This window comes from Lysinibacillus sp. JK80 (assembly GCF_027557635.1).
Lineage (GTDB): Bacteria > Bacillota > Bacilli > Bacillales_A > Planococcaceae > Lysinibacillus > Lysinibacillus capsici.
This window is the reverse complement of record NZ_CP058997.1, coordinates 4291413-4314779: the sequence shown is the minus strand read 5'-3', so window position 1 is coordinate 4314779 and position 23367 is coordinate 4291413. Positions and strand designations below refer to the sequence as shown.

Here is a 23367-nt window from a genome sequence, read left to right as displayed (position 1 = left end):
TTTTTATGATAGAAATGATTTTTTAAACAAAATTTAAACTTAGCCCATACCTTTTTTTAAACTTCCCTTTTTAAGATAGTTAAAGAGGTGAGGACATTGGAATATATCGTACAAACACAAAACTTATCAAAAAGCTTTGGAAAAGAGCAAGCTGTATCAAATTTGAACTTGCAAATACGCAAAGGTGAAATATATGGATTTTTAGGTCCGAATGGGGCAGGTAAAACGACTACAATTCGAATGCTTCTAGGTTTAATGAAGCCATCTTCTGGAACAATTAAAGTCTTTGAAAAGAATATTACGAAGGAACGTATCCAAATTTTAGCTAAGATTGGTTCATTGGTTGAAAACCCTTCTTATTATCCACATTTAACAGCATATGAGAATCTAGAGGCACTAAGAAAAATACTAGGTGTACCGAAAACTCGAATCGATGAAGTTTTGGAAATTGTCCGTTTGAGGGAAGCTGCCCATAAAAAGGTCAAAGGTTTCTCTTTAGGAATGAAGCAACGTCTTGGTATTGCTGCTTCTTTACTACATAGTCCTGAATTACTTATTTTAGATGAACCAACGAATGGCCTCGATCCTTCAGGCATTATAGAGATTCGTAATTTAATTAAAAGATTACCAGAGGAATATGGCATGACCATTATAATCTCCAGCCATTTGTTATCAGAGATTGATCAAATGGCAACACAAGTTGGGATTGTTTCGAAAGGGAAATTAATTTTCCAAGATTCTATTGAGGCTATGCGTCGATTTGCCCAACCAAAGGTTACCTTTAAAGTAAACAATGGTGAAAAAGGATGGCGCTTCTTATTAGCAAATGGTATTAAGGCAGATTATCAGGGTGGTGTGATTTTCTTAGAAGAGTGCTCGGATGAAAAGGTTGCTCATATTGTCCAAGTTCTTGTTCAGGAAGGTATATCGGTATTCCGAGTCGAGGAAGAGAAACGTTCATTGGAGGATATATTCCTCCAAATGACGATGGGAGAACAGGGGATATGATGGGAAAGCTATTAACTGCTGACTTCTTAAAAATCAAACGTAAAGGATTATGGCTTCTAACGCTTATTGGCCCTTTAGGGGTGGTTGCTCTGCAAATGGTCAATTATGGAGTAAGAAAGGATTATCTCTTACAGCAAAGTGAGGATGATTGGGGCTATTTCTTATTAAATGTGCATTCATTTACACCGCTTGCCATAGTCTTGGGTATTGCCATTCTTACGTCATTCATAGCAAGCATTGAAAATGAGACCAATGCTTGGAAGCAGCTCATTGCATTACCTGTTTCGAAATTAACCGTGTATTTGTCTAAATTTACGTTGTTAGCTATCTTACTATTCTTCGCCTCAACGTTATTAATGTTTTTTACGCTGAGCTACGGGTTGTTTTTAGAATTAGGTGACACGGTACCTTACATGGAGCTAGCCAAATATAGTTATTTCCCTGCTTTTGCAGCATTACCTATCTTGGCACTTCAATTGTGGATAGCGAGTGTAAGTCATAATCAAGGGATTCCTATAACTGTAGGCATTTTTGGGGTGATTTTTGCCTATTCTTCCTATGTTCTTCCAGATTGGATGATATGGAAATGGCCATCATTGATGAACCAATGGAATGAGCCGATGATCAATGTCTTATTAGGCGTAGGAATTGGTATCTTACTCTATATTATCGGCATGGTTGATTTTGCAAGAAGGGACGTGAAATAATGATTGCTTTACTTCAAGCTGAGTGGTTTAAGTTACGTAAATCAAAAATGGTACCAATTATTTTAGCAGGACCCATGATTGGACTTTTTATAGGACTATCCGCTAATTTAGAGGACAACATGCAGGGGATTGAAATCAATGAGTGGTATATATCGTTATTTTCGATGAATTTAACATATGCTCTATTATTTTTACCTCTTATTTCTGGTGTTTTTACCAGTCTTATTTGTAGGTATGAACATCAGTCTGGTGGATGGAAGCAACTTTTAGCATTACCAGTAACAAGAGGGAAAGTATTTGTAGCTAAATACATATTGATTATGCTGCTTGTTTTAGCAATGCAGATATTGTATTTAGGCTCGGTCTTTGCTGTTGGGATGGTAAAAGGCTATACAGATTCTTTTCCTATGGAGATTGTTTGGAAAAGCATAGTAGGAGGCTGGGTAGCGACATTGCCATTAGTAGCCTTGCAATTGTGGATGTCCATTATGTTTAAAAGCTTTGCTGCTCCATTTGCTGTTAATGTCATATTTACATTACCATCAATTTTAGCAGTGAATTCTGAAAGAATTGGTCCGTATTATCCTTGGGCACAACCCTTTTCGATGATGTATATAGGGGGCAATACAGACGATGTATTCTTTGTACCGTGGGAGCAATTGTTAACCGTAGTAGGTGGCGGATTCATCGTATTTTTCCTCGGAGGATATTACTATTTCCAGCGAAAATCTATTTAAGCTAAAAGGAGAATGAGAATGCTGAAACGTAGCTTACGTTTTTTAACTGCATCGATGCTATTAGTAGCTTTAGTAGGATGTGGACAGAGAGAGGCAGTAAAAGATGCCGCACAATATACGAATGAAATTAAAGATATCAACATTCCTGATGATGTAAAAATTATTGGTTTTGGGGAAGCAACACATGGCAATATCGAATTTCAAACATTAAAAAAAGATGTATTTGAAGCGATGATAAAAAATGAAAATGTCCATGTTTTCGTTTTAGAAGGAGATTTTGGTGGGGCCCAACAGATAAATCAATTTATCGAAAACGGTGTCGGAACGGCGGAGGAAGCTATAAAAGCGTTAGACTATGGCATCTACAAAACAGAACAAATGGTAGAGTTTGTGCAGTGGATGCATGACTATAATCAGACAGTTGATGATCAAGATAAAATTTACTTTTATGGAAATGATATGCAACGCTATGATTGCAGCAAAAAAAAGGGGTTACTTGATTTTTACGCCAAGGTACATGCTGACAATGCACGAAAATTCACGACTAAGCTAGAGCATGTTTCCAACAAAACGATGAGAGATTTATCGGATAGTCAGCTACTTGAGCTTGATAAAACGATTGATACAATAATCAACGATTTACAATCAAACAAAGCGATGTATGAGAAAAAATCTTCAAAGGATGAATTCGCATTTGCTGTTCAATATGCGCAAATTATGAAGCAGCGTACGCAATTATTTTTAAATGATGGTAATTATATGAATTTACGGGACGAATATTTAGCTGAAAATTTACAATGGATTGTTGAATATGAAGCAACACAAGGTCATGATAAAGTATTAATGTCTGCTCATAATGGTCATATTGAGAAAACTTCTGCTACGATGGCAGGCTATCAATCGATGGGGCATTATTTAAGTGAGATATATAAAGATCAATATTTTGCGATTGGCACAGACTTTGTGAAAAATACATTCAAGGCACAAAATGGGTCTGGAGCACGAAAGGAATATACGATTGAGCATCACAATGCTTTAGTGGATGCCTTTAGTGACATTGATAATAGCATCTTTTATGTGGATTTTGAAGCTGCCAAACAATCGAAGGAGCTGGCGAATATTCTTTCCAAAAAGCAAAGAATGGGCAATATCGGCGATGATTTTCGTCCGTGGTATAAGCTGACACAAATGCTGTACACCATTAAAATGACGCCTGAGGAAGCTTATGATGGTCTCATCGTTGTGCAAGAAGCAACACCAACAAAAATAATTGATTAAGCTAAATTTAGCAACCTCCATCAAAAAATCTGTTTCCTTCTCCATTATGATAAAGATGAGGTGAGTAACATGGAGTATAGTCAAGCGACACAAAGAACTATTGCCTATATCGAGGAGCAATTGATGGAAGAAATTTCTTTTGAATGTCTTCCTAATACTGCTGGCTATTCGAAGTACCATCTAAGCCGAATTTTTAAGCAAGAAACGGGAATTACGATTGGTGAATATATTCGTATACGTCGGCTAGCTATGGCAGCGAGTTATTTGATGTACTCTAATGTATCGATATTAACGATTGCTGTTACACTTCAGTTTCAATCACAAGAGGCTTTTACAAGAGCCTTTAAAGAAGTTTATGCTTTACCACCAGGGAAGTATCGAAAAGTAATGCAATCATTAAATATGATGGAGGAGGAACATTACATGGAAACAGTTGAACAGGTTAAAGGTTGGGTGTTGAGTGGTGCTAATCCAGAATTGTATAAATTTCATGCAGATGACAAGGTATTTCATTCAGGGAAGCGTTCAGGAGTATTGTATTCCACAACTGCCTCAGCAAATCATGGTCAATTTGCTACAATGATGCAGGGTTTTCAGGCAGCTGACTATAAAGGGAAACGCTTGAAAATGTCATGCTACTTAAAGACGGCAGATGCTACAAAGTGTGGTGCATGGATGCGTATTGACAATGGTACAGGTGATACGATTCAATTTGATAATATGGATCAACGCCCTGTGACAGGTTCTACTGAATGGAATCATTATTCTATTGTCTTAGACGTACCTGAAGAAGGTAATTCCATTTATTTTGGTGTGTTACTAATTGGTTCGGGTAAAGTCTGGGCAGATGGCTTCCGTTTTGAAGAAGTTGACAACAAGGTACCCTCAACAAATATGCTTACGCAGGAACATTTATCAAATCATCCTACTAATCTAGACTTCAGTATGGAGTGAATCAGACAGCACTGACAAAAGTGCAAGATGACTTTTTTGAATAACGTATTGATTACCTCTAATTTGTTAAAGATAACAAGGAGGAGGTGTGAGACGATGGCACAAGAAATTCTTTGTGAAGTCAATAACTGCACATTTTGGGATTCTGGTAACAAATGCACAGCTGAAAAAATTTATGTTGTCAGCCAAAAGGGACAACATGCTTCCAACAGCGAGGAAACAGACTGTAAAACATTCGAACCTGAAACGCATTAATGCCAAAAGGGTAGCCATGTATATGGTTACCCTTTTTCCCTGTCTTTATTAATAAATATCTACCTTTTCTTTGTTAAATAAAAGAGCATGGGCATTTTTTACTTTTTCTTCTACATAATCCAGTGAGTATTTACCAACAGAATCTGTTAAATCCCCAATTGCCCGCGACAAGTTATCAATAATCGGAATTAATTTGTGCATTTCTGTGCGATGCTTTTCTTTGTGCATCTCATCCATAATTTCATATGCAAGACGTTGAATCTTCCTTAGTCGCAATTTCTCAGATTGCATTGAATCCTCCTTATTGAACCAATTTATGATGTCTAATTATATGAGCTACAATAAGGTTTCATGAATAATGTTCTTTAGAAATAATTGCTCGTGTTATGAAGGGCTAGCGCAATTTCCCTTATGCCAACATCAATCTTGGATTCGTCTATATTCGATACATTTAGTTTGATAATACGTTCCCGATAAAATGCATCTAAATAATTGCGTTTAATAGGATCTAACAAAATATTTTGTTGTGCCAAATGATCAATAATCTTAGAAGTATTCACCTGTCTCGGTAGAATGATATGGCTATGCATACAGATTTCCTTAGAGGATTGATAGTCTGCCAGATGAGTTGCTATAGATTGTTGAAGTTGATTTGCTCGGCTTGCATAAGCTTCACTGACTTTCTTCTGATAACGTTCAAACATACCACTTTTCAAGTAGAGCTCTAATGCAGCTTGGGAGATCATGGAGCTATCAATATCAGTGGTATTTTTATACTGTTGAAAAGTATTAATCAAAACATTTGGTAATACGGCAAGTCCGATACGTAAGCCAGGAAACATAATTTTAGAAAAGCTTTTTAAATAAATAACCCGATCCTGTGTATCCTCCGTAAATAGGGGATCTATTTTTGTATTTTGCTCAAAATCCGCTAAATAATCATCTTCAACTATATACACATTATATTTATAGGCAAGTTTTCGTATTGAATCCTTTTCTTTTTTACTATAGGAAGTTCCTAGAGGGTTGTGCAGACGTGGCATCGTATAAAAAAACTTTATGTCGTGTTTACTAAAAATGTTTTCTAGTTCATCTAAATCAATGCCATCCGTTGTTCTTTTGATGCCCATTGCCGGAAGTTCATAGGTTTTTAAATAATCCATATACAAATGATAGCTAGGTTGTTCCACTAAGATCGTTGAGCGACCATTTGGAAAGGGCATTATACTTAGCAAGGATAGAGATTGTTGGACACCTGAAGTAATGAAAATATTTTCTTCCTTTGTAAACAGCTGATAGCTTGTTAATAGTTTTTTTGCTTCCGCTATTAATGACGGTAGGCCTTTTGGTGTCCCATATCTAAATAAATCTGCTTGGTATGTGTCGATGGCCTTATTAATACAATGCTGAAAATCTTGATAAGGGAATGCATGCCAATTGGGCGAAGATGTAGCAAAATCAATGTAATTTTTCATTTTTGGTTGGATGGGCAGTTGATGATCAACAACATAGTAGCCACTTTTAAGCATTGAATAGATAAGATGCTGATCCTCCAGTTTTTTTAAAGATGCTAAAATCGTACTCTTACTACAGGAAAATTGCTGTGATAACTGGCGAATCGAGGGGAGTTTTGCCCCTGCTTGAAGTGAGCCTGTTTGGATCTGAGTCAGGAGCTGAGAATAAATCCATTCGTATTTAAGCATACATAACCTCCAGCACATCTGTATCGGTACAGATGTGTTTTTTTTATATCGTCAATAAGTTCTCTATTTAATACGATAACTATACCGGCCGGAATGTTTAAAGAAGGAGTACGATCCTATGTCAGAAAATAGAAATGCCTATATAGCAGCAATAATTTATGCATTTGTCATTGGGCTCTCATTTATGTTTGTGAAAGTTACGTTGACTGTAGCAAGTCCTATTGATATACTTGCACATCGTTTTACTTTTGCATTCATCGGTATTGTTATAATCATGGTAATGACAAAAAATAAGCTAATAATGAACATGCAGGACATACTAAAAATATTACCGTTAGCCATCTTGTATCCAATTGCTTTTTTTACGTTTCAAGTGCTTGGACTTGCTAAAATTTCCTCATCAGAGGCGGGAATTATTCAAGCGACAATTCCTATTTTTACATTAGCATTGGCAGGTTTATTGTTAAAGGAAAAAGCTACTTGGGGTCAACTTGTATCTGTAAGTTTGTCCGTACTTGGTGTCATCTATCTGTTAATGATGAATGGAGCAAATACTACTACAGGAAATGTCATAGGAAATGGATTTATTTTACTATCAGCGATTGCGACATCACTTTATAATATTTTTGCTAGAGGGCTTACCAAGAAATATTCTTTACTAGCATTAACATATGTCATGACATTGTGTGGATTTGTTATTTTTAATGGAATGGCTCTTGGAAGTCATATGATGAATGGAACACTCAATGAATTTTTTAAGCCATTAACACATGCTCATTTTGTCTTCGCTATTTTATATTTAGGTATACTATCTTCACTTGGTACATCCTATTTATCTAATTATGCTTTATCTAAATTGGAAGCATCTAAAATGAGTGTCTTTAGCAATTTTGCAACACTTATTACTATTTTGGCAGGGGTCTTATTTTTACAGGAAGATTTCCATCTATATCATCTTATTGGTGGCATCATGATTATTATTGGTGTGATAGGGACGAATTATTTTGGGCGGAAAAATGTAGAACAAGTGAGATAATGAATAGGAACATTTAAATCGGAGCTATTTAGTAAACGGGGTATAATAATCGTTTATAAATGACTTTCTATATTAGGAGGTTTTTATGGGGAAAATTTATGTCATTAGACATTGTCTAGCACAAGGACAATCACTAGATGCACCCTTAACACAGAAGGGAATAGAGCAAGCAAATAGTTTAGCTGAATTTTTCAAGAATCTAAAAATTGATCGAATTGTATCTAGCCCTTTCTTACGAGCAATCCAATCCATTGAACCATTAAGTAGCAGAGAAAGTATAACGATTGAAATTGATGAACGTCTTTCGGAGCGCCTTTTAAGTACTAGAGATTTTCCAGATTGGTACGAAAAATTACAGGCGACATTTGTTGATATGGATTTAAAATATGATGGTGGAGAATCCAGTAATGAAGCGATGCATCGAATTGTAGACCTTGTAAAAGATGCATTTGCTCAGGATGTTGATTATACATTAATTGTGAGTCATGGCAATATCATCTCTTTGCTACTGAAGTATTATGATAATGATGTTGATTTTCACTGTTGGAAAAATTTAAGCAACCCAGATGTTTTTCTACTAAGCCCTAAGCATAATGGAGTAATGATAGAGCGAATATGGGATTCCCCGTATAATGAAGGCTAATATTAAGTGGTATGGTAGGAATTGTTTCTTGCCATACCTTTTATAGTGAAGGAGAGTAAGATGGAGACGATATTAAAAGAAATTTTAAGATGGGTTAAACAAGCTGATAAAAAAATCATAATCGGCATTTCTGGTCATGGAGCTGCTGGAAAAACGACATTTGCCAAAAAACTTATACATGCTTTAGATCAAGATGAAGTGAATTATTTAAATACTGATCCGTATATTGTGGATTCGGATATTCGCAAACAATCAATACTTGAATATACATATCAAAATGAGCATCATCGTTTTAAAATGACGGCTTGTCATCCCGCTGCTCATCATCTGCCATCATTGGAGCGAGATGTTCAGATGATAAGAGTAGGACTCGATTTAATGACAATCGATACACATTATATGAAAAGTACATTAATATCTTCGAAAAAACAGATCACGATAGTAGAAGGAATGTGTGTAGCATTTATAGATCCGCAGTTATTCGATTTAAACATTTATTTTTATACGGATGGGGCTACAGAGCTTAAGAGAAGATCAGATCGTGATGTGCTTGAAAGAGGGACAGATATAAATTATTTAAAACAATCACATGATGAGCGACGTATTCAATATGAATTATTTATGCATCCACATTGCCAACATTTTGATATGGTTATTAAAACTCAGGATGATGAAATCCTTATTGAAAAAAATACACTTGTAAAATAAATGAGGGCCTTCTGCACTTTGACTAGTGGAAGGCTCCTAACTTTAGTATTGAAATTTTACACGAACAGTAGCATCAATAGCAATTTGTCCCTGTTCTATAGGCGTGATTCCCGAGGATACAGCCATAGAGCGATAAAGGATAGGTGTGTTAGCCTGCTCTTCCACAATCTCTACAGGGAGTGGCTGCAAAGGCAGGTGCATAGTTTCTGCTATTGTTTTCGCCTTCAATTGAGCATTCTGTAGCGCTAAACTTAATGCTTGCTGATAGTAAGCATCGGTATGGTCCATTTTGAACTGAATATTGGTTATTCGATTTGCCCCATTTTCTACAGCCGTATCAATGATTAAGCCCAAATCATTGGTATCCGAAACGTTGACGGAAATGGCGTTGACTACTTCATAGCCATTAAAAATTTGTTTGCCATCTTCTAAATTATATAGTGGTGTGATTGTATAACTAGCCGTTTGAATTTGTTCTCTTGGAATACCAAGTGCGATAAGTGATTGCATAACTTCATTCATGATTGCCGCATTTTCCTGTTGAGGACCTTGTACATGGTTGCCCTGTGTTTGGACTTCAATTTGTAATTGTACAGAGCTTGGTGTAGCCATTACCTGTCCATAGCCGATTACAATCATAGTACGTGATGGATGATGTGTTTGTTGATTGACCTGTGCATAGTACATCTAATACCACCTTTCATAGGTTATATAATCATGCTATGCAAAAATATTTATGATTTGTTTATTCTTTTTAAAAATTTGTCATGGAGCTTTGTGAATAGAAGTAAAGCTAAAATAGCTCCCAGCAAGGCTAAAAACATGTCCCATTGTGCATCCCATTTATCTCCCTGCATGCCTAAAAAATCCTTTGCTCCTTTACTTCCCTTCGAGATTCTTGTACTTAACCATTCAATGATTTCATAAAAAGCAGCAATTGCGAGCAGAATACTGATCGTAATACCTGTAAGCCAAGCTCCTTTTGTAAGTGGTGTTTTCCTGATTAGTATTTCCCTTATTACGATGGCTAATAAACCTTTTAAAAAATGGCCAAACCTATCATAGTGATTACGTTGTAAATGAAATTCATCTTTTATCCAATTAAAAAGAGGGACTTCCGAATAGGTATAATGCCCACCTATAAAAGTCAGGATCGACAAGAGAGCGATAATAAAATAAGAAAATGTGGTGAAGCGGAATTTATGATAAATGCAAACAACGACTGTTATTGCCACAATTCCAGGACTAACTTCAGCTAGCCAATCTAAATAGGAGGACGGCTTTATAACAGACCAGATGAAAACAATTAAAACAATAATAAGTAAGGTGGCGTGTATTTTAACATGTTGCCTACTATTCATACTAACAACTCCCTTTGTCTAACAGTATGGGAAATGGGGAAATTGCTTATTCAAATAGTTAGCAAACAAAAAAGAAAAGCGTCTAGTTGACGCTTTTTTAGCCAATTAGATCATTTTTAAAAGTGCCTCTACACCAGTCATTCCTTCTGTAATACCAAGCTGTTCTGCTTCATATGTTACAGATTCTAATGGAGCTGTTAATAGCTCGTCAATTGTTTTCACGCCTACTGCACGACCAGCAATAATTTTTCGATCAACTAAGCGACTATTTAATAGGCCGACATCTAAAGCACCACACATAATGTAGCCTGTATCATTAGAAATAGTTAGTAATGTTGTTTTAGGTAATTGAACAACTACTGCAGTGAAGAAATGCCCTTTAATCATAATAGGTTCAATTGTCACCATTGAAATCACTCCTTTTCTCTATATACATATGGTGAAGGCTAGCAAGGTGTTCGACATTTTCATAAAAAAACTAAATATGTTGCTAGATGTATAAGGATGAAAGGAATGAGGGGGGAAGCATCGGAGGTACTTTATAACAAAAAGGAATCTACTCAAATGAATAGATTCCTTTTATCCTTTATTATCTTGTATAAGAAAGCAAAGCGGTTTGCTTAAATTTATGTAGTGCATTTGTTGCCTCACGTTTAGAACTATACTCAAACATGCGATAAGTGTTTTCTTCAAATACTGTAATAATCCACATATATGTCATCCCCTTTGTCGTGTTGCATAACATTTATATATTTATAATAACTGTTATATATCAGATTTGATTTAATTTTACATCAATAAATAAAAAAATAAAGTACTATTCAAAGATTTTCACATATTGTTCAAAATTATAAATAACGTTTAAAATTTTTTTGAAATAATTAAAAGGAGAAAACAGACAATCCTTCACAAGTATATTTCCGGGTAATTCGTAAATAGTAAGTTGACGGAGTTCTGTGATTTCGGACTTGGGAGGTGATGCTATGACACGTAATTACGTATTCATTTTTATGGTTTTCTTTTTAATCATCTCGGGATTTTTAGTGCAGGAAGGCTACGCAGATAGAGGTCGTCCTTATTATGAGGAGACAGGTGAAGTTGTTTGGGATATCAATACAGAGGATAAAATTGTTGCACTCACCTTTGATGATGGTCCACATCCTAAATACACAGCTGCTGTGCTAGATTTATTAGCAAAATATGATGCAAAAGCCACCTTTTTTATTATTGGAAAAAATGCAGAAAAATATCCAGAGCTTGTTTTACGTTCTTATACAGAAGGCCATGAATTAGCAAATCATACGTATACACATCCATTTAAAGTTTCCATCAAAAAATTGCAAGAGGAGCTTCAACAGACAAATGACACGATTTATAGTATTACTGGTTTTTCCCCAGTTTTATTCCGTCCCGTTGGTGGAAATTACACGGATGCTATGATTAATGCTGCTGTTAAGGACGGCTATAAGGTAGTAATGTGGTCCTGGCATCAGGATACGCAAGATTGGAAAGAGCCTGGTGTAAGAAAAATTGTGCAAAAGGTAATGAAGGGAACAAGGCCTGGAGATGTTATTTTATTTCATGATGGCGGCGGGAACCGTACACAAACAATTCAAGCACTAGAAGAAATACTACCTGCATTAAAAAAGCAAGGCTACACATTTGTTACAATATCCGAGCTGATTGAAAGCAAACAGCAACAAGAGCAAGTTCAATAATGAAAAATGAGCCATCTCAACAATGTTTGAAATGGCTTCTTTTTCACTTATATAAAAGGTTTGAATTAGAAGAAAATAATTGGAGCTAGCGCAATACCTAAAATTGTTCCTAGAGCAATTCCATAGCCAAAACCTTCTCCTCCATACCCTCCAAATCCCCAAAACCCTAAACCATAACCACTATATCTTCTATCAGGTAGAATCCATACCTGTCTTCTATCTACCCTTGTGATTTCTCCAACATGTACTTTACCAGATGAATCCGAGATTCGAACACGTTTACCATGATATTTACAGCAAAGACTATAAGCATCAGCTGGATTCACACATATCCCTCCTTTCATTATCATTACAAGCTAATATATGCGATTTGATGCATTTATCACTAGCCGATTGTCTATTCAAGACATATGCTGTGAAGAGGTGATAATATGGCAGTTGTGTCAACGGATAAGTGGTTAGATGAATTTGTAAGTGCTAGAAAATCAACTAGAAAGGATGAGCGAACAAGCTTACAATGCTCGATTCTTTGCGGTCGATTAGTCAAACTATTTCGAGATGGGCTTCCAGAAGAAATTCACTATACATTACAGCAACAGGGTCTTTTTTTACCTCATGAGGAAGTCGATGTTGAAAAATTAAAGAGGCAAAAATTATGGGCCAGTGTACAGCAGGAGTTCCTATACTTACAGAGGAAATGGAATGGCCCATCAATACCAATTTATATTTTCCCAATTACTCAGCAGCAAACGATAACCAATAAAAATGGTGTCGCTTATCCTCATTCGCTTTTTTTATTTGTGGGTGATTTAGAAAAGCAGGAGCTTCAAGCATTATTTGCTCATGAATATAACCATGTTTGTCGTATACACATATTAAAAAAAACTTTAGATGATATGACTTTATTGGATTCTCTCATTTTAGAAGGCTTAGCAGAAGATGCGGTGAAAGATTTATACGGAGAAAGGTGGATTGCTCCTTGGTTACAATCCTACTCAGAAAAAGAACTTTTAGCTTTATGGGAGCATCATTTTTTACCGAATATACAACTTCAAGGAATTAAACAACATCATCCATTTCTATACGGGGGGGCCCTTCCACCTTGGATAGGCTACTGTATAGGCTACAAAATTGTGCAGTCGTATAAAATGAACCATTCATGCCAACATCCCTTGTTCATTTCAAGCCAAGATTTACTTACTGGTTCGAATTTTCCGCTACAATAGAGAAAAGGAGTGATTGTTGTGTCCAATGAATTAAAAAATATATTATTACCAATTGTAGACTCATCAACAAGGGTGCTCATTGTTGGATCCATGCCAGGAAAACAATCGTTAGAGAAACAGCAGTACTATGGCAATCCACGCAATCACTTTTGGCCTATTATGGGTGAGTTATTACAGATAGCGATTCCAAATGATTATACAGAGAGAATAGCCTTATTAAAAAACAATGCAATCGGTCTTTGGGACACGATTGCAACTTGTGAACGTGAAGGAAGTTTAGATGCAGCAATACGCAATGAAAAGCCCAATGATTTTCAAACCCTTTTTGAACAATACCCTAATATTCAATTAGTGCTTTTTAATGGAGCGAAAGCATTTGAGGTTTTTAAAAAGCATATTGGCTTAGGGCTTCTAGAAGGACGAGCCTATAAAAAAATGCCATCAACAAGTCCAATACCAGGGAAAAATATTAAAACGTTCACTGAAAAGCTAGAGGACTGGCGGATTATCCAATCCTATTTAACCTAATCAACAGGGCGAGATTAGCGTGATGAAGTAGCTGCTTTGGGGTGAATACTATTCCTTGTGCTTTTAAACCATTGATAAAAGAGAATATACACAAGAAGGATTTCAATAGCATCTCCACCGTAGTACATGATCTTAGCACCTAGTTCTGCCTCAGTGGATGGTACATGATGAGGCGGATTTGCAAAAATAAATTTTGCCAATATGGCATGAGCAGCCAATGCTACTACTAATGTAAGGGATCGAAAAACATAAGAGTATGAATGTGGAGTAGGATCAATATAAATAAAGGCAATAGTAAACAAATAACCCGCTAGAAAAATATGGAGATGAATGAATACATACAGTAGTATATGTTCATGCATCAAATTGAAAAGTGAGGTTGTATAGAGTAACCATAGGCCTCCTACATTTAAAATAGATGCAATAATTGGATGACGAATAAAACGAACATACGGATTTTTTAGTAGCCGAGAGAGAATACGAGCCTTGTTTACTGGTAAGGTTCTTAACAGCAGAGTCATGGGTGCTGCTAAAGCCATAAGTAATGGTGCCAGCATGCCAAGCAATAAATGTCCTATCATATGTGCGTCAAAATGAATATGACTAAGAGCAGCCAATGGGCCGATTAATGTAATCAGAGCACAGACATTTCCAACAATCCAACAGATAGTACGGAAATGAGGCCATTGTTTTTTATGTTGATTCGAAATAATAACAGCGAGGATATAGCCTATAAGAACTAGAACAAATGGCAAGGCCAGTAGAAGCTGAACCATAATAGGAAAGTTTTGAGCATGAACATCGTGAGAATGCAAGATGCGCCACCTCCTATCGATCTTTTTGATTTGTTTGGAGTAGTAAGACAATACCGATAATTATTAATAGCGCCGCCAATATGTTCCAAACGATATCATAGGGAAGTATTTCAACATTGTAACGAATTTGGTGAAGTTTCATGAATTTATGTTGTATAATTCCATCGTAAAGCTGAAATGAGCCTGCTCCAAGAAAAATACCGCCTAGCCATCTTTTTAGCCAAAACCCATGTTTTCTATGTAGATCAGCCAATAAAAAAGCAGATCCAATCGTAGCAAAAAAGCTGAATGCATGAAATAAACCATCTGAAACTAGTCCAATAGCTGCTGTAGACTTATCATAGAAATGATGCCAGTGTAATAATTGGTGAAAAATCACCTCATCTATAAATGCCACAACCCCAAGCCCAAATAAAATCCCAGTCCACATGTTACGCTGCTTATATTGAAAGCGATTTTCATGCTTATGTTTTTGTTCTTCATACATATTGGTCATATCCAATCCTATCACCTCAAGCTGATTTTCTTTTAGTCTACCCCTGAGATGAGCTCTTAAACAAATATCCCTCAAAACAGTCATTTGTCAGAGGGAAGTAAGGATGATTGCCAGCTATTATAGTAAGAGCCAGCAGGACTGTAAAAGAATTTGAAGTGATGCTTCTCAGCTAAAGCACGGCTTTTTGCTTCTTCTTCAAAACCAATTGTCATCACTTGTGTACCAAATTTATTGCGTATGTGGACAAGCTGTTGCATCATATCGAGTGACCATTCATCTTTTCCTACTACAGGATACGAAAAATCCTCCCACATAATAAAATCAACATATGGTGCTGTATAATCGGCAAGTGTTTGAAATCCCCAATTTTGAGCAACAGATATATTTGGATGTCGTTTTTTGATTTGTTGGATAAAAGATAACATGGCTTCATTTTGCCACTTTTGTTCATCTTCAGGTAAATAGGAATTGATATTACCAACCGTATCTAAAAACACACCGTCTAAGCCTTTCTGAACAATTTGCTGCTCTATTTCTGCTAGCAAAATGTCTTGATAGTGCGTAGAAGTCAAATCCATTAAAAAAGAATCCCATTTGGCAAAATACATTCTTTCACCCTGTTTGTCTCGATAAAAATCTTCTTCCTTCAATTGTTGATAGAGTGCTGTATTCCATTTGTCTGCTTCCATCACATTAATATAGCCGTACACTAAAGTACCGCTTTTTTGAGCATTGACGATATACCTTTGCTGCATTTCAAGAGGTTCTACAATCACTAAATCTAACTTCGTCATGCTCTTGCCAATGGCATCGTTGCCTTTATCTAAGTAGTATGTGTAATCTTTCACATCAGCAAGCTTTGCTTGGATACTTGTGGAAGAAGAGACTGAATTTTTAGCAAGCAGCATCCACATACTACCTGCGATAAGCAGGGCTAATAAGAGTATCAATAATTTTTTCATAAGTACTCCTTTTTGAACGATTTTCCTTCCATTATACAATAATAGGAACTAGGTAACCTTTGATAAATGGGCAATAGCTCAACGGTGAATCGCCCTTTTACATATATTGAATAATGTAAAAGGAGGGTTTGTGTGTATAATAATCCATTTAGAGAAGATAATTTTAGAAGACCTGGTGGTTGGGGAGATTATAATGATTTTGAAACAACGTCATTTGGGCCAACTTATTTCGGCCCCCCTCCAGCAGGACAAATGCCCATGAGCACACCACCAGGTTTTTCACCACCAATTCCTGCTTGGCGAGAAGGGTCCAGTGGTATACGTTCCTGTTTGTTTAGAAATACGTATATTTGGATGAATAGTGGTAGAAGTTTTTGGTTTTTCCCAACAGCTGTAGGAAGGGAAATCATTGCTGGCTTTAGATGGAGTCGAAGATATGGCTGGTATTTCCGTACCATTTCTAGAAACCAAATTCGTTCCTATGAATGTTTTAGATAGACTTAGCTCAAGGTATGGAGTTTTATTTTTAAAAAAATGATGTTACAATGACGATAACGATGAATGAAGGGAAGATGGGTGGCTAATGAATAACTAATCTTAATTTTTGTATAGGAAATTTTATATTTCACGAACAACAAAAATAGGATTAGTCTGCCCATTTTTCATAATAATTGCTTTATATTCGCAAACCACTGCCGATATTTAGCTACTCCAAAGCTTGTTTTCACAATAGTTTGGAGCTTATTTGTGTATGATATTGTAGCGACTAATCCTTCCAAATGAATTGGAGGGATTTTTTTGTCCCTCCAACTGGAGAGGATGGATAGTATGAAGGAACTTTTAAAATTACAGGATGTACGTTATGAAATAAAGGATATGTTGTTATTTGAGCATGTGACAGGCACAGTAAAAAAAGGCGAAGTCATCGGCATTATAGGGAGGAATGGTGCTGGGAAATCGACATTATTACAATTGATTCAAGGTACATTATCACCAACTATGGGAGTAATTCAGGGAGCACAGGCTTTAAAAATTACATTTGTTGAACAGGAGCTAGCTCATTTTGACAAACTAGAAGTATCCGCAAGAGAAGCTGATCTGCTGGCTAAGTGGCAGGTACCTAATGTGTCATTTGCAGCGTTAAGTGGGGGTGAAAAGCTGAAAATGCGTCTTGCAGAAGGTTTTTCCCAGAATGCTCAAATTTTATTACTTGATGAACCAACGAATCATTTAGATGAACGAAGTACCGCATTCCTCATCAGACAAGTACAACACTATAAGGGGACAATCATCGTGGTATCACATGATCGCTATTTTTTAGATAAGGTTGCCACAAAAATCTGGTCTATTGAGGAAAAAAGCCTGATTGAACATGATGGCAATTATACAAGCTACATGGCTGATCGGGAACACCGACGATTAACACAGCAACGTGCCTACGAGAAGCAGCAAAAAAACATTGAACGAATTGAGGCTCAAATGTCGGAACTGACGTCTTGGTCACAAAAGGGCCACGCCCAGTCAACAAAACTGGAAGGTTTTAAGGAGTACCATCGTGTAAAAGCAAAGCGTTTAGATTCTCAGGTGAAATCTAAGAAAAAGCGATTAGAGGCTGAACTTGCGAAGACAAGAGTGGAAGCAGTAGAGCCAGAAGCAGAGATTCGTTTTTCTTTAGGCACGAATCAACGAGTTGGCAAGCGCTTACTGGAAATCAAGCATTTATCTTTAAAATTTGGTGAACGCATACTATTTAACGATGTGAATATTACGGCTCAATTTGGAGATAAGATAGCTATCACAGGAAAGAATGGAAGTGGGAAAACAAGCTTTTTAAAAGTTCTTTTAGGCAAGCTAGAAGCTGAGGGTGAAGTATGGGTATCACCAGCTGCAAACATTGGTTATCTGACACAGGAAGTATTTGATTTACCACTTGATCAGACACCAGAGCAATATTTTTATCAAGAGACATTTGAAGAGCGTGCTAAAGTGCGCAACTTGATGAAGAATTTAGGGTTTACACTGACACATTGGACATCTCCCATAGGCAAAATGAGTATGGGAGAACGCGTAAAGTGTAAGCTGATGGCTTATATTTTAGAGGATAAAAATGTTCTTATTTTAGATGAGCCGACAAACCATCTTGATCTACCTTCTCGTGAGCAGTTAGAGCATACTCTTACTCAATATAATGGAACATTGCTTGTCGTTTCACATGATCGATACTTTCTAGAAAAAGTCACGAACAGTGTTTGGGAGCTTCACGGTCAGCACATCAAGAAAAAGTGGACAGAAGTCACACCGAATAAAGTGGATGATACAGCGGCTCTCCGTTTAAAGCTTGAAACGGAAAGACAAGAGATTTTAGGCAAACTGAGCTTTCTAACAGTAAAAGATAAGGACTACACAATGCTTGATCAGAAGTTTAATGAGCTGACGAAGCGCATCAATGAACTTCGATAGCTGAAGCGTTTAAGTTAACCTTTTTCAGGGGAAAATATGGAGAGAAGGCATTTCTTAAATGGGGGTTAACATGTTGAAAAAGGTAGTATTTCTCTTTTTATTGTTAAGCATTTGTAGCTTAAGTGCTTGTGCTGAACGAAATAAGAATGCACAAGAACATGAGATTGAAACAAGTACATCTGTAGCACTGTCTAATAATGATCAAATTGATACGGTTCAAGCAACTGAAGCTCTTCAACAAATAAAGGAGCAGATACATTTCAATGTTCCAATAAAAATGCCAACAACGTTACCTATTGCAGAGGGTACATTTTTATCAGCTACAGCAAGAACACAGGGCGACCAGGTTGAAGTTATTTTTTATGAGAGCAAAGAGAATATGCCAATTAACGATATTCGATTAAAGAAATCAGCGACTGTTATTGGAAGATTGCTGGTCAAGAAATATAAAAGTGTGGAAGGTGCAAGCACACAGATAGCATTTGATAATTTTAATCAAAATGGCGGGCAAGAGGTTGATCTTGGTTACAATATAAAAGGTTATCAAGATGCAGGCGCTGGTTCATTATGGACTGGTTGGAACGAAGAGCGATGGGCAATTGCCACTCATACACGAACTGATAATCCTGATGCAGGTGTCAAACTTGCTAAGCAGGCAGTAGCGTATTTAGAAAACCACATGCTACCTATTCCAAGGCAATATGGCATGGCTCAGCTAGATGTCTATCAATCAGGTAATTTAATTGTGTGGCAGGATGAAAAGCTTGTTTACACACTGGATTCAATCAAAGATCCTTTAAAAGCACTAGCAATTGCTACAGCCTTTTATCAATAATAGAAATCCTAGAGTAATGATGCTCTAGGATTTTTTGTATTATTTTACTTTATACTATTCAGCATTTTTTGGTATTCGCTGAATCTTTGCTGCCATTCATCCATTGGGAAATATTGATGGTCAACGCCATTTAGTAGATCTTCTAACATATCAAGACAAATATGCCATCCTGCTAAATCCTTCGGTGTATGCTCTGTCAGATTTTGAAGTGTCTCCACTAATACCAATAAAGAACCCTTTTCAGTAGAAAATAATTCAAATCTCACCGTATCTGTTCCCCAACAAAATTCTATTACTTCTTTCTCAACATAATCTGTGATGGTTATTTCCTCAAAATTACCTGTTCCATCATTCATATTAAAATGTATTTTCCCGTTCTTACGTAGCTCAATGATTTCTAAATTACTCATCCATTTTTGTAGGTTTTCATTGTTAGTCATAGCGGCCCAAACGGCATCTATTGAATATAGTAATGGCCGTTTGAATGTAGCAATATGGTAATTTGATTGTTTTTCAATAGTAGCTAGCACAGACATCCTCCTAATGATAAATTGCTTGAAAAAGTCTAGTGATGCCTAGTTCAATTTCATGCTTTTGTAAATGACCATAGCCAATAATCAATCTGTTATTATATTTTCCCTTTTTAATTGTATGATCCTCTACTGGGTAAACCTTTACACCAAATTGTTCTATTTTCACTAATAAGTTTCGTGTAAAATCAATCTTCTCAAATTCTGCAACTAAGTGCATACCTGTAGAATAGCCAAATATTTTTATGTTATGTGAAAAAGTGGATTGTAAACATTGAATCAGAAAATCACGTTGGCTTTTATAGAACTTCTTCATTTTTGTGATATGTCTTTCCATATAGCCCTCCTGTATAAAGCGAGAAAGGATAAGCTGGTCTAAGGAAGGTGTATGTAAGTCCGTAAACCATTTTAATTGACGGCATTTTTCAGTAAGCTGTGTTGGAAGGATAATGTATCCTATTCTTAATGCGGGAGAGAGAATTTTACTAAAAGAACCGATGTAGAGAACTAGCTCTGGATCTAGGCCCTGTAAAGAGCTAACAGGTGGCCCTTCGTAGCGAAACTCACTATCATAATCATCTTCTATTAAAAAGCAATTATTCTTTCTAGCATACTCAATTAATTGAATTCTACGCTGAATAGGTAAGGTACTTCCTAAAGGAAATTGATGAGAGGGAGTTAGAAAGACAAGTTTAGGATCTATATTATCTGGTAATAGGCTTGTTTTCATCCCGAGTTCATCTACTGGTACCGGATAAATGGTAGCACCAGAAGCTTTAAAGATAGTTTGAATATCATTCGTTATAGGATCTTCCATAATAGCAATATCATTAGATGACAGCAATAATCTCGACACAAGCATCATTGCCTGTGTCGCACCAGATGTAATAATAATTTGCTCTGGATGACATTCAACGCCCCTTGTCCTTAATAAGTAGTGGGCAAGAGTACGCCTTAATTCTATGCGCCCCTCTGGAACCCCGTATCCTAATATGGAGGACTCACTATCGTGCCATAGCTGGTGACTTATCCTCGCCCAAGTTTTACGAGGAAACAAGTCGAGTGCTGGAATACCCGAGCGTAAGTTTACAACCTCTTTCCCTACTATTGGATCTCCTGCTTTATTTGTAATAAGAGGTTTGGTCTGTTGTGGTAACAATGTGCCTTCTGCAACAAATGTACCAGCTCCTCTTCGTGCAATTAAAAATCCTTCGGCAAGTAACTGATCATAAGCTTCTAATATGACATTTCTTGATACTTTTAATTCTACTGAAAGCTCTCGTGTTGATACTAATTTTTCTCCTGCCTGAAGTTGTCCACTTAAAATTTTTTCCCGTATTTGCTGATAGATTTGACGATTTAAAGGAATATCTAATGCTCGATCTATAGGTATCCATAACATTTTACATACCTCCGATTTGAAAGTGGTACCTTTAAAATCACTTTAAAGTGGTTCTACAGTTACCAATTTTATCATGATAAAGTACTTACCAATACCGAAGAGGGGGAATAAATATGAAGAAAACAGAAGAATTAGTGATTCAGGCCTTAAAAGCCGCGGCACGAGACGAGCGCTTGAAATATGCGGTGCAGCAATCAACAGAGCTCTACCCATTATTATGGAAAGCAGCAAAAAGGTATGTAACAGGAGAAAAAAGAGAGGATGCCATCGCTGCTGCACGTAATTATCTTAATGACAATTATAATATCTCCATTGAATATATTGGGGAAAATACAACCAATTTAATGGATTGTCAAAGAGCAAAGGATGAGCTTTTACAAGTAATTGAGGAAATGGGGATTTTATCTTTGAAGCAAACAGTATCTTTCGATTTATCTCATATAGGTCTTTCTATTAATGCTGAGATAGCTTATAAGCATCTTGAAGAGCTTACACAAAAAGCTCAGCAGTATGGAATAACTTTGATGATAAGTATGGAAGAATCCTCTAAGACTAATGATATTATTACTCTTTACAAAAAAATAGCAACGGAGTATACAAATGTTGGAATTACATTGCAAGTGCATCTTTATCGTACAAAGTTAGATTTACAAGAACTTATGCAATATCCAGGGAAAATAAGACTTGTTAAAGGGGCTTTTCAAGAGTCTGTCGATATAGCCATGATCAGATCAGAAGAACTGAATAAGCATTATCTTGATTATGTTGATCAGTTAGTAAATGCGAATCATCCGTTATCAATCGCTACACATGATGAAATGCTTATTCAAGAGATAGAGCGACGCCAATATCTTGATAACTCAAATGTTGAAGTTGAGATGCTTTATGGTGTACGCCCTACATTACTCAATGAATTAAGAAGGAAAGATTATCGTTGTAGAGTATATTTAACGTATGGAAATGAGTGGTACTTATATCTTTGCCACCGAATTGCTGAACACCCTGAAAACCTATATTTAGCAGTAACCGATATTATTAATGAATCCATGGAACGAGTAGTATAGAAAAATGAATAGGTGGATCTGGAGTAGTGGGAAAGTTATTGTGGCGATGAGTATCGTTGGTAGTTCAGTTGTTGCTGGCAAATTGGTTGTTCAAAGTTTTCCAATTTTCTTAGCTAATGAACTAAGATTTCTTGTGGCTGCAATTATTTTGATTCCTTTGTGGATAAAGATAGAGGGATTTTCAACATTAAACAGAAAAGAGTTAGTAGCGATTTTTTTACAAGCGTTATTAGGGGTGTTTTTATTTAATCTATTAATGCTCCATGGTCTTTCAAAAACGACTGCTATGGAAGCTGGTATTATACTGGTACTCTGCCAGTCTGCACGGCATTCCTATCCTATTTTATTTTGAAGGAGACATTAACGAGGAATATGGGTATTAGCATACTTCTTGCCGTAGTGGGAGCTATCCTTATGAACATTGCTAACCATTCTACTACTAACCATTATTCAACTTCATTATTAGGCAATCTATTCATTTTAGGTGCAGTATTCTGTGAATCTTTATTTATCATCATTGGTAAGTTAATTTCTTATCGTATGAGTGCTCTTACAGTCTCAACTATGGTTAGCTTATTAGGCGTCATATTATTTTTCCCATTTGCTGTAGCTGAAAGCAGGTATTTTGAATTTAAAGAAATATCAGTTGCAGAGTGGGGATTAGTATTGTATTTCGGCATTGTTGTAACCGTCATAGCGTTTCTTTTGATGCAACAGGGTCTTGCAGTAATTTCAGCATCTTGGGCAGGTGTACTTACTAGCTTATTGCCAATTAGTAGTATGATTTTATCTTCTATTCTATTGGATGAAAAAATAACTAATCTTCAGGTCTGTGGTTTTTTCTTAATTATAGCTGCCATCTATTTACTGTCAAAGCAGAAAGGGATACAGAACTAGTGATTTATAAAAAGTTAATTATCGGATAATATTGTGAAAAAAGG

At 36.3% G+C, this 23367-nt stretch carries 30 protein-coding genes; 18 read left to right on the top strand and 12 right to left on the bottom strand.

The features are described 5' to 3' along the window. Positions 1–96: 96 nt before the first annotated feature. From HXV90_RS21660 to HXV90_RS21635, 6 genes are all read left to right on the top strand, one after another. Complete coding sequence (locus HXV90_RS21660; RefSeq protein WP_269897984.1) at positions 97–1008, top strand: ABC transporter ATP-binding protein; 912 nt, start codon at positions 97–99, stop codon at positions 1006–1008. Next, complete coding sequence (locus HXV90_RS21655) at positions 1005–1715, top strand: ABC transporter permease (RefSeq protein ID WP_004231689.1); 711 nt, start codon at positions 1005–1007, stop codon at positions 1713–1715. The genes HXV90_RS21660 and HXV90_RS21655 overlap by 4 nt, the downstream gene beginning before the upstream one ends. Then, positions 1715–2452, top strand: a complete 738-nt coding sequence (locus tag HXV90_RS21650) for an ABC transporter permease (RefSeq protein WP_048394044.1) — start codon at positions 1715–1717, stop codon at positions 2450–2452. Before HXV90_RS21655 ends, HXV90_RS21650 begins: the two co-directional genes overlap by 1 nt. An 18-nt stretch (positions 2453–2470) precedes the next feature. Then, positions 2471–3730 (top strand): erythromycin esterase family protein, encoded by a 1260-nt coding sequence (locus tag HXV90_RS21645; protein ID WP_269897983.1) that lies wholly within the window; start codon positions 2471–2473, stop codon positions 3728–3730. 69 nt (positions 3731–3799) lie between these two features. Then, on the top strand, positions 3800–4684 hold the full coding sequence (locus tag HXV90_RS21640) for a helix-turn-helix transcriptional regulator (RefSeq protein WP_269897982.1): 885 nt from the start codon (positions 3800–3802) through the stop codon (positions 4682–4684). Between the two features lie 96 nt (positions 4685–4780). Next, positions 4781–4939, top strand: a complete 159-nt coding sequence (locus tag HXV90_RS21635; protein WP_004231699.1) for a DUF1540 domain-containing protein — start codon at positions 4781–4783, stop codon at positions 4937–4939. A gap of 48 nt (positions 4940–4987) precedes the next feature. Here HXV90_RS21635 and HXV90_RS21630 read toward each other — a convergent pair whose 3' ends face one another. Both HXV90_RS21630 and HXV90_RS21625 read right to left on the bottom strand, forming a co-directional pair. Then, positions 4988–5230 carry a hypothetical protein gene (locus tag HXV90_RS21630; protein WP_004231701.1) on the bottom strand — a complete coding sequence of 81 codons (243 nt, stop codon included), beginning with the start codon at positions 5228–5230 and terminating at the stop codon, positions 4988–4990. 74 nt (positions 5231–5304) lie between these two features. Continuing rightward, positions 5305–6642 (bottom strand): aminotransferase-like domain-containing protein, encoded by a 1338-nt coding sequence (locus HXV90_RS21625; RefSeq protein WP_054549673.1) that lies wholly within the window; start codon positions 6640–6642, stop codon positions 5305–5307. Between the two features lie 118 nt (positions 6643–6760). On the opposite strand from HXV90_RS21625, the gene HXV90_RS21620 reads away from it, so the two are divergent. From HXV90_RS21620 to HXV90_RS21610, 3 genes are all read left to right on the top strand, one after another. Continuing rightward, on the top strand, positions 6761–7678 hold the full coding sequence (locus HXV90_RS21620; RefSeq protein WP_269897981.1) for a DMT family transporter: 918 nt from the start codon (positions 6761–6763) through the stop codon (positions 7676–7678). Positions 7679–7763: 85 nt separating this feature from the next. Continuing rightward, positions 7764–8321: a histidine phosphatase family protein gene (locus tag HXV90_RS21615; protein WP_269897980.1), complete on the top strand. Its 558-nt coding sequence runs from the start codon at positions 7764–7766 to the stop codon at positions 8319–8321. A 60-nt stretch (positions 8322–8381) separates the two neighbouring features. Continuing rightward, entirely contained in the window at positions 8382–9029 is a 648-nt protein-coding gene (locus tag HXV90_RS21610; protein ID WP_269897979.1) for a uridine kinase family protein, read from the top strand. A gap of 42 nt (positions 9030–9071) precedes the next feature. Here HXV90_RS21610 and HXV90_RS21605 read toward each other — a convergent pair whose 3' ends face one another. The 4 genes from HXV90_RS21605 to HXV90_RS21590 all read right to left on the bottom strand — a co-directional run bounded on the left by HXV90_RS21605 (position 9072) and on the right by HXV90_RS21590 (position 11102). After that, a complete protein-coding gene (locus tag HXV90_RS21605; RefSeq protein ID WP_269897978.1) occupies positions 9072–9716 on the bottom strand; it encodes an SIMPL domain-containing protein in 645 nt (214 codons plus the stop codon). A 47-nt stretch (positions 9717–9763) separates the two neighbouring features. Then, positions 9764–10390 carry a DUF2238 domain-containing protein gene (locus HXV90_RS21600; RefSeq protein ID WP_054549669.1) on the bottom strand — a complete coding sequence of 209 codons (627 nt, stop codon included), beginning with the start codon at positions 10388–10390 and terminating at the stop codon, positions 9764–9766. Positions 10391–10495: 105 nt separating this feature from the next. After that, positions 10496–10798 (bottom strand): YunC family protein, encoded by a 303-nt coding sequence (locus HXV90_RS21595; RefSeq protein ID WP_004231716.1) that lies wholly within the window; start codon positions 10796–10798, stop codon positions 10496–10498. A gap of 181 nt (positions 10799–10979) precedes the next feature. After that, positions 10980–11102: a hypothetical protein gene (locus HXV90_RS21590; RefSeq protein WP_255501615.1), complete on the bottom strand. Its 123-nt coding sequence runs from the start codon at positions 11100–11102 to the stop codon at positions 10980–10982. 271 nt (positions 11103–11373) lie between these two features. Between HXV90_RS21590 and HXV90_RS21585 the strand changes: the two genes are divergently transcribed. After that, positions 11374–12108, top strand: coding sequence for a polysaccharide deacetylase family protein (locus HXV90_RS21585; RefSeq protein WP_257961870.1), 735 nt, complete (start codon positions 11374–11376; stop codon positions 12106–12108). A gap of 65 nt (positions 12109–12173) precedes the next feature. On the opposite strand, the gene HXV90_RS21580 is transcribed toward HXV90_RS21585, so the two are convergent. Then, entirely contained in the window at positions 12174–12434 is a 261-nt protein-coding gene (locus tag HXV90_RS21580; protein ID WP_004231722.1) for a hypothetical protein, read from the bottom strand. Positions 12435–12539: 105 nt separating this feature from the next. Here HXV90_RS21580 and HXV90_RS21575 point away from each other — a divergent pair, with 105 nt between their 5' ends. After that, entirely contained in the window at positions 12540–13334 is a 795-nt protein-coding gene (locus tag HXV90_RS21575; RefSeq protein ID WP_269897977.1) for a DUF2268 domain-containing putative Zn-dependent protease, read from the top strand. A gap of 18 nt (positions 13335–13352) precedes the next feature. After that, the gene (locus HXV90_RS21570) at positions 13353–13862 is read left to right on the top strand and encodes a DNA-deoxyinosine glycosylase (RefSeq protein WP_054549667.1); all 510 of its coding nucleotides are present in this window, start codon (positions 13353–13355) and stop codon (positions 13860–13862) included. A 14-nt stretch (positions 13863–13876) separates the two neighbouring features. Here HXV90_RS21570 and HXV90_RS21565 read toward each other — a convergent pair whose 3' ends face one another. The 3 genes from HXV90_RS21565 to HXV90_RS21555 form a co-directional block, all read right to left on the bottom strand. Then, positions 13877–14677, bottom strand: coding sequence for a cytochrome c oxidase assembly protein (locus HXV90_RS21565; protein ID WP_269897976.1), 801 nt, complete (start codon positions 14675–14677; stop codon positions 13877–13879). A 13-nt stretch (positions 14678–14690) separates the two neighbouring features. Continuing rightward, positions 14691–15173 (bottom strand): DUF2243 domain-containing protein, encoded by a 483-nt coding sequence (locus HXV90_RS21560; RefSeq protein WP_237898836.1) that lies wholly within the window; start codon positions 15171–15173, stop codon positions 14691–14693. Between the two features lie 80 nt (positions 15174–15253). Continuing rightward, a complete protein-coding gene (locus HXV90_RS21555) occupies positions 15254–16135 on the bottom strand; it encodes an endo alpha-1,4 polygalactosaminidase (RefSeq protein WP_269897975.1) in 882 nt (293 codons plus the stop codon). A gap of 132 nt (positions 16136–16267) precedes the next feature. On the opposite strand from HXV90_RS21555, the gene HXV90_RS21550 reads away from it, so the two are divergent. From HXV90_RS21550 to HXV90_RS21540, 3 genes are all read left to right on the top strand, one after another. After that, positions 16268–16633, top strand: coding sequence for a hypothetical protein (locus HXV90_RS21550; RefSeq protein ID WP_269897974.1), 366 nt, complete (start codon positions 16268–16270; stop codon positions 16631–16633). Between the two features lie 330 nt (positions 16634–16963). Continuing rightward, complete coding sequence (gene abc-f / locus HXV90_RS21545; protein WP_269897973.1) at positions 16964–18595, top strand: ribosomal protection-like ABC-F family protein; 1632 nt, start codon at positions 16964–16966, stop codon at positions 18593–18595. 70 nt (positions 18596–18665) lie between these two features. After that, a complete protein-coding gene (locus HXV90_RS21540) occupies positions 18666–19430 on the top strand; it encodes a hypothetical protein (RefSeq protein ID WP_269897972.1) in 765 nt (254 codons plus the stop codon). A gap of 44 nt (positions 19431–19474) precedes the next feature. On the opposite strand, the gene HXV90_RS21535 is transcribed toward HXV90_RS21540, so the two are convergent. Both HXV90_RS21535 and pdxR read right to left on the bottom strand, forming a co-directional pair. Continuing rightward, entirely contained in the window at positions 19475–19966 is a 492-nt protein-coding gene (locus tag HXV90_RS21535) for an SRPBCC family protein (RefSeq protein ID WP_269897971.1), read from the bottom strand. A 4-nt stretch (positions 19967–19970) separates the two neighbouring features. Beyond that, a complete protein-coding gene (gene pdxR / locus HXV90_RS21530) occupies positions 19971–21362 on the bottom strand; it encodes a MocR-like pyridoxine biosynthesis transcription factor PdxR (RefSeq protein ID WP_269897970.1) in 1392 nt (463 codons plus the stop codon). A 113-nt stretch (positions 21363–21475) separates the two neighbouring features. On the opposite strand from pdxR, the gene HXV90_RS21525 reads away from it, so the two are divergent. The 3 genes from HXV90_RS21525 to HXV90_RS21515 all read left to right on the top strand — a co-directional run bounded on the left by HXV90_RS21525 (position 21476) and on the right by HXV90_RS21515 (position 23323). Beyond that, positions 21476–22426: a proline dehydrogenase family protein gene (locus HXV90_RS21525; protein WP_269897969.1), complete on the top strand. Its 951-nt coding sequence runs from the start codon at positions 21476–21478 to the stop codon at positions 22424–22426. 4 nt (positions 22427–22430) lie between these two features. Beyond that, a complete protein-coding gene (locus HXV90_RS21520) occupies positions 22431–22778 on the top strand; it encodes an EamA family transporter (RefSeq protein ID WP_269897968.1) in 348 nt (115 codons plus the stop codon). Between the two features lie 62 nt (positions 22779–22840). Next, the gene (locus tag HXV90_RS21515; protein WP_269897967.1) at positions 22841–23323 is read left to right on the top strand and encodes a DMT family transporter; all 483 of its coding nucleotides are present in this window, start codon (positions 22841–22843) and stop codon (positions 23321–23323) included. Positions 23324–23367: the final 44 nt, after the last annotated feature.

Bases quoted from the DNA above. Each gene is read 5' to 3' on its own strand.
- HXV90_RS21655 (WP_004231689.1), top strand. From the start codon at position 1,005: ATGATGGGAAAGCTATTAACTGCTGACTTCTTAAAAATCAAACGTAAA.
- HXV90_RS21650 (WP_048394044.1), top strand. From the start codon at position 1,715: ATGATTGCTTTACTTCAAGCTGAGTGGTTTAAGTTACGTAAATCAAAA.
- HXV90_RS21645 (WP_269897983.1), top strand. From the start codon at position 2,471: ATGCTGAAACGTAGCTTACGTTTTTTAACTGCATCGATGCTATTAGTA.
- HXV90_RS21640 (WP_269897982.1), top strand. From the start codon at position 3,800: ATGGAGTATAGTCAAGCGACACAAAGAACTATTGCCTATATCGAGGAG.
- HXV90_RS21635 (WP_004231699.1), top strand. From the start codon at position 4,781: ATGGCACAAGAAATTCTTTGTGAAGTCAATAACTGCACATTTTGGGAT.
- HXV90_RS21630 (WP_004231701.1), bottom strand. From the start codon at position 5,230: ATGCAATCTGAGAAATTGCGACTAAGGAAGATTCAACGTCTTGCATAT.
- HXV90_RS21625 (WP_054549673.1), bottom strand. From the start codon at position 6,642: ATGCTTAAATACGAATGGATTTATTCTCAGCTCCTGACTCAGATCCAA.
- HXV90_RS21620 (WP_269897981.1), top strand. From the start codon at position 6,761: ATGTCAGAAAATAGAAATGCCTATATAGCAGCAATAATTTATGCATTT.
- HXV90_RS21615 (WP_269897980.1), top strand. From the start codon at position 7,764: ATGGGGAAAATTTATGTCATTAGACATTGTCTAGCACAAGGACAATCA.
- HXV90_RS21610 (WP_269897979.1), top strand. From the start codon at position 8,382: ATGGAGACGATATTAAAAGAAATTTTAAGATGGGTTAAACAAGCTGAT.
- HXV90_RS21605 (WP_269897978.1), bottom strand. From the start codon at position 9,716: ATGTACTATGCACAGGTCAATCAACAAACACATCATCCATCACGTACT.
- HXV90_RS21600 (WP_054549669.1), bottom strand. From the start codon at position 10,390: ATGAATAGTAGGCAACATGTTAAAATACACGCCACCTTACTTATTATT.
- HXV90_RS21595 (WP_004231716.1), bottom strand. From the start codon at position 10,798: ATGGTGACAATTGAACCTATTATGATTAAAGGGCATTTCTTCACTGCA.
- HXV90_RS21590 (WP_255501615.1), bottom strand. From the start codon at position 11,102: ATGTGGATTATTACAGTATTTGAAGAAAACACTTATCGCATGTTTGAG.
- HXV90_RS21585 (WP_257961870.1), top strand. From the start codon at position 11,374: ATGACACGTAATTACGTATTCATTTTTATGGTTTTCTTTTTAATCATC.
- HXV90_RS21575 (WP_269897977.1), top strand. From the start codon at position 12,540: ATGGCAGTTGTGTCAACGGATAAGTGGTTAGATGAATTTGTAAGTGCT.
- HXV90_RS21560 (WP_237898836.1), bottom strand. From the start codon at position 15,173: ATGACCAATATGTATGAAGAACAAAAACATAAGCATGAAAATCGCTTT.
- HXV90_RS21555 (WP_269897975.1), bottom strand. From the start codon at position 16,135: ATGAAAAAATTATTGATACTCTTATTAGCCCTGCTTATCGCAGGTAGT.
- abc-f (WP_269897973.1), top strand. From the start codon at position 16,964: ATGAAGGAACTTTTAAAATTACAGGATGTACGTTATGAAATAAAGGAT.
- HXV90_RS21540 (WP_269897972.1), top strand. From the start codon at position 18,666: ATGTTGAAAAAGGTAGTATTTCTCTTTTTATTGTTAAGCATTTGTAGC.
- HXV90_RS21535 (WP_269897971.1), bottom strand. From the start codon at position 19,966: ATGTCTGTGCTAGCTACTATTGAAAAACAATCAAATTACCATATTGCT.
- pdxR (WP_269897970.1), bottom strand. From the start codon at position 21,362: ATGTTATGGATACCTATAGATCGAGCATTAGATATTCCTTTAAATCGT.
- HXV90_RS21525 (WP_269897969.1), top strand. From the start codon at position 21,476: ATGAAGAAAACAGAAGAATTAGTGATTCAGGCCTTAAAAGCCGCGGCA.
- HXV90_RS21520 (WP_269897968.1), top strand. From the start codon at position 22,431: ATGAATAGGTGGATCTGGAGTAGTGGGAAAGTTATTGTGGCGATGAGT.
- HXV90_RS21515 (WP_269897967.1), top strand. From the start codon at position 22,841: ATGAACATTGCTAACCATTCTACTACTAACCATTATTCAACTTCATTA.